This window comes from Microbacterium sp. HJ5, from assembly GCF_054824025.1.
In genome coordinates this window covers 1-8155 of sequence record NZ_JSYE01000043.1, presented here as the reverse complement: position 1 = coordinate 8155, position 8155 = coordinate 1, and the positions used below count along the sequence as shown (strand labels likewise).

The following is an 8155-nucleotide window of genomic DNA, read 5'->3' as shown; positions in this document are numbered from 1 at the left end:
CGCCAAGACCGAGCTCGTCGTGATCGACGAAGACACCACCGTGCGCTCGTTCCAGCGCGAGCTGCGGTGGAATCAGGCGTACTACCGACTCGCTCAGAGCCTCTGAGCAGGCACACCCCCGAAGGAGCAAGCCATGGCGACAGATCAGGAGCACAACCGGCTCGAGCCGACGATCTACGACGTCGCCCTCCTCGCGGGCGTGTCGCACATGACAGTGTCCCGGGTCATCAACGGCGGCGAGTACGTTCGTCAACAGACGAGTGAGAAAGTCCTCGCAGCCATCCGCGAGCTGAATTACTCGCCGAACCAAGCGGCTCAGGATCTCGCCCGGCGCAATCCCAGACGGTGAGGAGGCCAGTCGGGAGGTCGACGCAGCCCACTGAATCGATCGCGGCCGAGGAAACCGCTGCTCGCCAGTCGCCGGAGTGACACCCGAAGGCCCTCGACGCGGAGGCGCGCGCCCGCGGCGTCGACGCGCTGGCCAATCGCACGGTCGAGGCGAGGGCAGCACAGGAGTATGGAAGGTGTCCGGTCGCTACGCGTGAGAACGTTTTGGGAAGAACTGACGTGCGTCGGGCACACCGATTCCGGTCGACGAAATAGCAGTCGCCGCGGAATCACGGGCGCGCACATCGGAACCAGCTCACGAAAGGCGCCGCGGCGGGAGTTCAAATCCCTCCGTCTCCGCCAGAAATCGCCCCGATCAGGGGCTATTTTAGTCTCCGCGTGAGAACGATTTGGGAAGAGTTTGCTCGCGGTTCGTCCGTCCGCGCGAGCTTGTCCGGCTGGCGGCGCCCGCCAGACCTCGGCGAGCCGCGAACTTGCGCCGATCTCAGCGGCATCGACGTGGCATGCAACGGCGGCGCACGAGGAGACGTGGGGATCGATTCGCTCCGTCTCCTCCGCCGAGCGTCGTGATGCTCTTTGTCGACGCGAAATGCGGCGTCGATCCGAGGTGCCGATGCGTCCGTAGCGAGGGGCCGGCGGCGCGATGGCGACTTCCCAGGACTGTGTCGCTCTGTGTTGAGTTCCTTGACGTCCGTGCGCAGAAGCAACGTCCAGCGGACGCCAATCGGGCCCAGAAGATCCAGGCCACCCTGCTCGCCGGATGCGCGCCGGATATTGATTGCTTGCCGAATGCTTCGCGGTCCGGCGGTCATGGATTACCGGTCCGCTCGCGCAGGTCAGAATGCGAAGTCACCGCAACAATCCCCTGAAGGCCATCGGAGCGCTCAGACGAGAACCGCCCGGGATTAGAGGTGGCATGCCGACTCAAGTGCTGGATCAGGCCCCTTGCTGAACCTACTTCACGCTGCCCTGGGTCAGTCCTTCAGTGAATCGGCGCTGAAAGATGAGGAACAGGATGCAGATCGGCAGGATGGCAAGGACCGCGACAGCACTCGTGAGGGACCAGTCTTGGCCGAAGCTTTCGGAGAATCGGTAGAAGCTGGTGGTCACCGGCAGCTTGTCCTGGTCCTGCAGCATGACGAAGGCGATCTGGAACTCCCCCCACACCGCGACGGCGACCACCAGGCCGACGGTCAGGAAGCCGGTCCACGAAATCGGCAGGATAATGCGAACCAGTACCTGCAGCTTGGTTGCGCCGTCGACGAACGCAGCTTCCTCGATCTCTTTGGGGATCCGGATCAGGTAGCTGCGGAGGAGGAAGATCGCGAGCGGCGAATTGATCGCGGTGTAGATGATGATCAGGCCGGCGAAGCTGTTGAGCAGTCCGAGGGTGCGCCATGTGAAGAACAGGGGCACCAGGTAAAGCCAGATCGGGAACGCTGTGACGGCGAGCATGTAGAACAAGACCGCGCCGCTACCGCGCGGTTCGAGTCTTGCGAGGCTGTACGCGGCGAGGCCGGACAGCACGAGCACGCAGAAGACAGTGGTGAAGACCAGGATGATGCTGTTGGTGGCGTGGAGGGCGAAGTCACTGTCCCGCCAGGCGGTCACGAAGTTGCTGAACTGCGGGTTCTGCGGAAGCCCGATGGGGTTGAGCGCGAGTTCGGTGCGGCTCTTGAGGGAGTTCGTGACGAGGACGAACAGGGGGAACGCCGCGAAGACGGCGAGGATGATCAGAGGGATGTGGCGGCCGACGCGTGCGGGCGTGGTGGCTGTCGTGGTCATCAGATCTCCCAGCCGCGTTTGCGCATGAGTATGAAAAGCCCGAGCAGGAAGCTGGCGAAGATTGCCATACTCACTCCCTGCGCGGCTGCGTAGCCGGCGTCGAACTCGGTGAATGCCGTCTTGTACACCAGGGTGCCGAGCACCTCGGAGGACCCGGCCGGCCCGCCCTGGGTGAGCACCCAGACGTAGTCGAAGACCAGGAACGACCAGATCCCGGTCATGAGGAACATGAAGATGAGCGTGGGACGGATCGCCGGGATCGTGACGTTCATGAGCTGATGCCAGAGGTTGGCGCCGTCAAGTCTCGCCGCCTCGTAGAGCTCGGTGGGGACGTTCTGCATCGCCACGAGGAGCAGCGTGGCGAGGAATCCCCAGTAGTGCCAGTTGTCGATGAAGGCGATGGTCCACAGCGCGGTGGACTCCTGTCCGAGGAGCGCCTTGTCGAATCCCTGGATGCCGAAGGTTGACAGGAACGAGGGGAGTCCCTTGTCGGGGTTGAGGATGAACTTCCAGACGCTGGCAACGACGACGCTGGGCAGCACGTAGGGGATGAAGTAGATCAGCCGGTAGAAGGTCGCGCCGCGACGCACCTGGCTCAGAAGGAACGAGGCACCGATCGCGAGGATGAACGGCACGGTCCAGAAGAACAGCAGCCACTTGATGTTGTTCGCCAGCGCGGTGAGGAAGTCGCTGTCCTGAAGCAGTCGCTGGTAGTTCTCCAGCCCCACCCACTCGGCATCGCCGATGCCGCTCCAGTCGGTGAAGGAGTAGTAGATGCCGCTGGCGGCTGGGAGGGCGACGGTGAACAGGTGGAGAGCGAGGACTGGGGCGATGAACGCCCAGGCCACCAGAGTTGCCCGCCGGCGGTTCACCGTGCGCCTGCGATGGGGTGCTGCGTCGGAGGAGGAGGGGCGCCGCCCGGGCACCGAGGTGCCCGGGCGGCTGAGGGTGAAGGTCACGACTGCTCCCGAGGAGGAAGCGGCGGGAGGTCGCCGCTGTCGCGCTCTTCCTCGTTGAGGGCCTGCACTCCGGCGAGGTAGTCCTCGACGGACATCGACCCGGACCAGACCTTCTCGATCTCCTCGTAGAGGAACTTGTCGGTTTTGGGCCCGAAGAACGCCCAGGTCAGGTAGCCGTAGTCGCCGTTGGCTGCAGCCTCGGCCACAGAGGCGTAGAGGCGAGCCTGACGGGGGTCGAGGCCCTCGAGCATCGATTCGTCGAGGCTCACCGGTCCCGGTGCGAAGCCGCAGTCCACCGCGAGCTGCGCCTGCGTCTCGGGATCGAAGATGTGGTTGAGTACATCGGCCGCGGCATCCTTGTTCTTGCTGGCGTTGTTGATCGCCCAGCTCGAGCCCGTTCCGATGCTGTAGAGCTCGCTGCCGTCCTCGGTCGGGAACGGCACCCAGTCCCATTCGTTGCCGGCGGGCTCGAAGAACGAGTCGATGTTGCTGAAGCGCCAGCTGCCCTCGATATTCATGCCGGCCTCGCCGGCACCGAAGCCGGCAAGGTACTGGTCGAAGGTGTTGGTGTAGTACCGGTCGAGGCCGCCTGCGAAGTAGCCGTTCTTCTGCCAGGTGTCGATGAGTTCGATGGACTCCACGAAGCCATCATCGGTGAATGACGCATCGCCTGACAGCGCCGCGTGAACTTCGTCGGCGCCGGCGAGACCGTTGAACAGGCCGCTCACGGACCATTCGTTCACGCCCTTCCACTCGGCATTGCCGGACGCGAAGGGGATGACGCCAGCGGCGTCGAGGGCGTCGGCTACTTCGACGAGTTCAGCCGTGGTGGTCGGCGCTTCCAGTCCGAGCTCCTCGAAGACGGTCTTGTTGTACCAGAGGATGATCGTCTCGAGCTCGCTCTGCAGGCTGTAAAGGGACTCGTCGTTGACGCCGGCCTCCAGCGCCCACGGGGAGATCGTGTCCGCCCAGCCGTACTCCTCGGCGTAGTCGTCCAGCGGCGCCAGGGCTCCTGCCTTGGCGTACTCCACCGTGTACGTGATGCCGGGTGTCATGATGATGTCGGGCCCGCCGCCGCCCGCGACGGCGGTCTTGGTCAGCGAGTCCCAGTCGGTCTTCAGCTCGACCTCGACGTCGACGTCCGGGTTGTCGTACGTGTCGGTCAGGGTCTCGACGAAGCACGGGTTCTCGGTGTTGTCGTCCATCCAGATGGTGACGGTCCCGGTGCCCTCGCCGGGACTGCTGTCCCCGGTGGCGGCGCATCCGGCGAGCCCGAGCGCAGCGAGCGCGACGACTGCGCCGGCCCGCATCCGTGTGGTTGCAGACATGTTGAAAACGTTCCTCTCCTTCGGGGAAGCGCCGCAGCGCTGAACCGGGTATCGGATGTAACCGGTTTCATCTTGCTTGGCATTTGTATCACAGTTCTCCCGCCTGCGCGACAGAATTTCTCGATGCTCTTGCTATCGATGAAACCGGTGTCGGCGCGAGTAGGCTCCGAGCGTGGACAAGAAAGTCACGATCTCGGACGTCGCGCGGCTTGCAGACGTATCGAAGGCCACCGTCTCACGGGTACTCAATCGACCCGAAATCGTCGCACCGGAAGTTCAGGCCCGAATCCGGCAGGCGATGGCTGAGCTGAACTACGCCCCCAACCGGCATGCGCGGGCGCTCAGCGGGGTGCGCACCAAAACGGTGGGGCTGCTCTTCTTCCGCGATCTGTGGGACCTCGTCCTCAATCCGTTCTGGGGCATGGCGACCTCCACGGTCTACGAGCACTTGCTCGCCAATGAGCTGGACTGCAACCTCATCGCTCTCGGCCACTCGATCACCTCCAGGGAACGATTCACAACCCCCGACAGGTATCGCCGGTTCTTTGCGACCCGCAACGTCGACGGGTTCCTCGTCGTGGGGCACATGAGCACGGATCAGGAGCGCTACCTCACGGAGAGCGAGCTGCCGGCCGTGATCTGGGGCAGGCCGGAGTTGCCGGACTCCCCACTGACATACGTCGACTCCGACCATCGGGCTGGAGCCGCACTAGCCGTGGACCACCTGGCCTCGCGCGGCCGGCGACACATCGCGACGATCACCGGTGATCTCGCGCTCGCCCCTGCACGCGATCGGCTGGACGGATACACGCGGGCGATGGCGCAGGCGCAACTGGCCCAGCACCAGTCCCTCGTCGCCCACGGCGACTTCACCCGCCGTTCCGGAGCGGACGCGATGAATTGGCTCCTCAACCGAAACAACGACCTCGACGCCGTCTTCGCAGCCAACGACGAAATGGCCATCGGTGCGCTCGAGGTCCTCGACCAGCGCGGTTACTCGGTGCCCGGACAGATCGCGGTTGTCGGATTCGACAACGTCGCGCTGCCCCAGCAGCGGACGCAGCGGCTGACGACGATCGGCCACGACTACAACCAGATCGGCGCGCAGCTGGTCGCGGGCCTCCTCGATCGGATGCAGGGGCTCCCGCACCAGCCCTCGGTGATCTCTCCTGTCCTGATCCCCGGCGACACCGCCTGACACCGCGGCTTCGCGAGAGCACCAATCAGGGTGTTGCGCTCGCGCGCAGCCTCTGGCACGATGTAACCGGTTTCACGACGAGAGAGGGTTGGTATCGAATGCGCGCGGTTTCGCTGCTCGAAGAGGCGCAAGGGGAGCTGCAGGAGCGGGTGCTTCTGACGTTGATGGCCTTCGCGGCAGGGGACGCTTTCGGCGTCGCCTACGAGTACACGCCCGAGCCACTCCCCGTGGACATGTCGACGATGGGGGCGCGGGCGGATTGGCCACTGGGCGGCGTCAGCGACGACACCCTCCTGAGCCTGCTCACGATCTTCGCCACGACACCAGCCGACCCCGAGGGATCGGCGCGAGTATTCCTTCAGCGTCTGCGTCGTCAGGCGCACGAACTCCGCGGACTGGGGCCCACCACCCGCGCGGCGCTGGGCATGGACGTCGACCCTCAGCACGCCGGCATCGTAGGGCAGACAAACGGCGGCATGATGCGCACCAGCCTCCTCGGGCTGGGGTTCCCCGTCACGGCCGCCGAGCAGCGACGTCGCACGGTCGCACACTTGACCTGGCCGACGCATCAGCAACCCGCGGCGATAGCATGCGCGGTGCTGTGCTCTCGTCTGTATTCCGAGGCGGTCAGCACCGGCGTCGCCGGGGACATCCACGAGCTCCTGCGAAGTGAGGCCGCACAGCTTGACGAGCTGCCCGCAAGCGTCGCCGTTCAGCTGGATGCTCTTGAGACGTGGGTCCCGCCGACCGGGGGAGTTCCCCTGGAGCCGGGAGAGACCCTGTTGGCCGTGGTGTGGGTGGTGCGCCATTCCAAGACGCTCGAAGACGCGTACCGGTTGGCATGCGAGCTCGGCGGAGACACGGATACCGTCGCCGCGCTGGCTGGCGGCCTGGTCGCGGCGCGAAGCGGGGACGACGACGAACTGCTCGAACTGCCCTGGATCGATGACGTGCTCTGGTCGGAGGTTCGCGACCTGCGCGACGCGGCCGAAGTGCTGACGCAGATGCGGACAGAGAATTGAACTCCGGGGCTTGTGCGCGGGTCTGGGTGGTCGGCGCCATCGCGTGGGACACCGTGGTGCACGTCGACACGTACCCCGCGCCCGGCGGCTTCACCCGGGGCGCTCGAAAGATCGAACGCCCCGGCGGCTCTGCGGCAAATGTGGCGCAGGCGCTGGCCTCGTCCGGGGTGGAGGTCGGGTTCGTCACGGTGCTCGGCCGCGATGATCGCGGGCAGCGGCTCCACCAGACGCTGCTGGACAGCGACGTGGCCCACCTCGAGATCCAATGGGTCGAAGGAGAGAGCGAACACGTCATCGTTCTCGTCCACGACGATGGCGACCGCACCATCCTCGGCCTGACACCCGACCGATCAGCCGAGATCGACCTTTCGCAGGTCCCGCTCCGTCCGGAGGACCTCGTCGTGTTCGTGGTGTGGGACAGGCGATACCTCGCAGCGCTCGAACTCGCACAAGCCGCTGGCTGCACGACGATCGTCGGACTCGGTGCCGTGGAAGACCCGCGGGTGCGTCACGCCGATATCGCCTTCGGTTCCCACGCCGACATCCGCCCCGACACCGACCTCACCGCCGCACTCCACCGCTTCGATCGCATCGTGATGACTCACGGCGCACGCGGGGCCCGCCAACACGACCCCGAGCACTCGCTCACCCAGGAAGCCGCCCCCGCAAAGGTGGTGGATACCACCGGCGCGGGCGACGCATTTCTCGCCGGCTACCTCGCCGCGTACGCACGAGGTCTGACCGATGGTCGAGTCGGCCTCCAAGCGGGCGCGCGGTGGGCCGCGGCGATGGTCCAGACCGAGTCTTCGATCCCGCCCGCCTGCGGAGCGGTCAGCGGGATCGAGGAGATCCTCAGCCCCGAGCCGGTGCGCTGAGGCCCGCCTCGCGCCCGAGTGGCGTGGTGTACGGGTTCTCACGGCTCGATGGGTCAGATCCAGAACGGCATGCTCGCGACGCCTATGCCGAGCAGGATGAAGATCATCGCGATCGGCGCGGAGCCTCCGACTGTTCCCGTGCCGAAGCGATCGACCAGTCTTTGCAGGGTGTGTCGGACGCGGTCGCGGGCGACGAGGCCGACGGTCAGCAGGATCAGGCAGGGTAGGCAGTAGATGACGGTGTACCCAGCGATGACCGTGAGGCCCACCCCCGCGCTGATCTCGTTGCTGACGAGGCGTTCGATCGCGATGAAGTAGGGAAAGGCGTTGGGGAGGTCTGCGGCGGTGAGCAGCACGCCGAAGGGGAGCGCGGTCCAGGGGCTGAACCAGGCGGGAAGCGTGATGGACTGGCGGGGTCGGTCGGTGAATCGTCGGATGCCGGCGACCACCAGCGCGATGCCAGCGGCACCGAAGGCTAGGTAGCGCAGGCCGATGACGATGCCGTCGACGGCGCCCGCCGCGGCGCCGGCGGTGAGGAAGAGCGCAGCTCCTACGGAGAACACGGTGATCGCCGCGCCGAGCACGGCAGCGCCTGCCAGAAGACCCGGACGCTTCGGGGCGGCGATGAGGATGAGCGTGA

Annotated in this window: 8 protein-coding genes; 4 read left to right on the top strand and 4 right to left on the bottom strand. The window is 65.7% G+C overall.

From position 1 onward, the window contains the following. Positions 1-133: 133 nt before the first annotated feature. Positions 134-349 (top strand): helix-turn-helix transcriptional regulator, encoded by a 216-nt coding sequence (locus OB08_RS15855; RefSeq protein WP_461476429.1) that lies wholly within the window; start codon positions 134-136, stop codon positions 347-349. A gap of 953 nt (positions 350-1302) precedes the next feature. On the opposite strand, the gene OB08_RS15850 is transcribed toward OB08_RS15855, so the two are convergent. From OB08_RS15850 to OB08_RS15840, 3 genes are all read right to left on the bottom strand, one after another. Then, positions 1303-2133 (bottom strand): carbohydrate ABC transporter permease, encoded by an 831-nt coding sequence (locus OB08_RS15850; protein WP_461476427.1) that lies wholly within the window; start codon positions 2131-2133, stop codon positions 1303-1305. Next, positions 2133-2981 (bottom strand): carbohydrate ABC transporter permease, encoded by an 849-nt coding sequence (locus OB08_RS15845; protein ID WP_461476425.1) that lies wholly within the window; start codon positions 2979-2981, stop codon positions 2133-2135. The genes OB08_RS15850 and OB08_RS15845 overlap by 1 nt, the downstream gene beginning before the upstream one ends. A gap of 107 nt (positions 2982-3088) precedes the next feature. Beyond that, a complete protein-coding gene (locus OB08_RS15840; protein WP_461476423.1) occupies positions 3089-4420 on the bottom strand; it encodes an ABC transporter substrate-binding protein in 1332 nt (443 codons plus the stop codon). A 172-nt stretch (positions 4421-4592) separates the two neighbouring features. On the opposite strand from OB08_RS15840, the gene OB08_RS15835 reads away from it, so the two are divergent. The 3 genes from OB08_RS15835 (at position 4593) to OB08_RS15825 (ending at position 7515) form a co-directional block, all read left to right on the top strand. After that, complete coding sequence (locus OB08_RS15835; RefSeq protein ID WP_461476421.1) at positions 4593-5618, top strand: LacI family DNA-binding transcriptional regulator; 1026 nt, start codon at positions 4593-4595, stop codon at positions 5616-5618. 98 nt (positions 5619-5716) lie between these two features. Continuing rightward, positions 5717-6640, top strand: a complete 924-nt coding sequence (locus OB08_RS15830) for an ADP-ribosylglycohydrolase family protein (RefSeq protein WP_461476419.1) — start codon at positions 5717-5719, stop codon at positions 6638-6640. A gap of 26 nt (positions 6641-6666) precedes the next feature. Then, positions 6667-7515 (top strand): carbohydrate kinase family protein, encoded by an 849-nt coding sequence (locus tag OB08_RS15825; RefSeq protein ID WP_461476417.1) that lies wholly within the window; start codon positions 6667-6669, stop codon positions 7513-7515. A gap of 53 nt (positions 7516-7568) precedes the next feature. Here OB08_RS15825 and OB08_RS15820 read toward each other — a convergent pair. Continuing rightward, the coding region (locus OB08_RS15820) for a GAP family protein (protein ID WP_461476415.1) at positions 7569-8155 on the bottom strand (587 nt) is incomplete at its 5' end.

What these genes read in the sequence shown, in the direction of transcription:
- OB08_RS15840 (WP_461476423.1), bottom strand. Translation starts at nt 4,420, where the DNA reads ATGTCTGCAACCACACGGATGCGGGCCGGCGCAGTCGTCGCGCTCGCT.
- OB08_RS15855 (WP_461476429.1), top strand. Translation starts at nt 134, where the DNA reads ATGGCGACAGATCAGGAGCACAACCGGCTCGAGCCGACGATCTACGAC.
- OB08_RS15850 (WP_461476427.1), bottom strand. Translation starts at nt 2,133, where the DNA reads ATGACCACGACAGCCACCACGCCCGCACGCGTCGGCCGCCACATCCCT.
- OB08_RS15830 (WP_461476419.1), top strand. Translation starts at nt 5,717, where the DNA reads ATGCGCGCGGTTTCGCTGCTCGAAGAGGCGCAAGGGGAGCTGCAGGAG.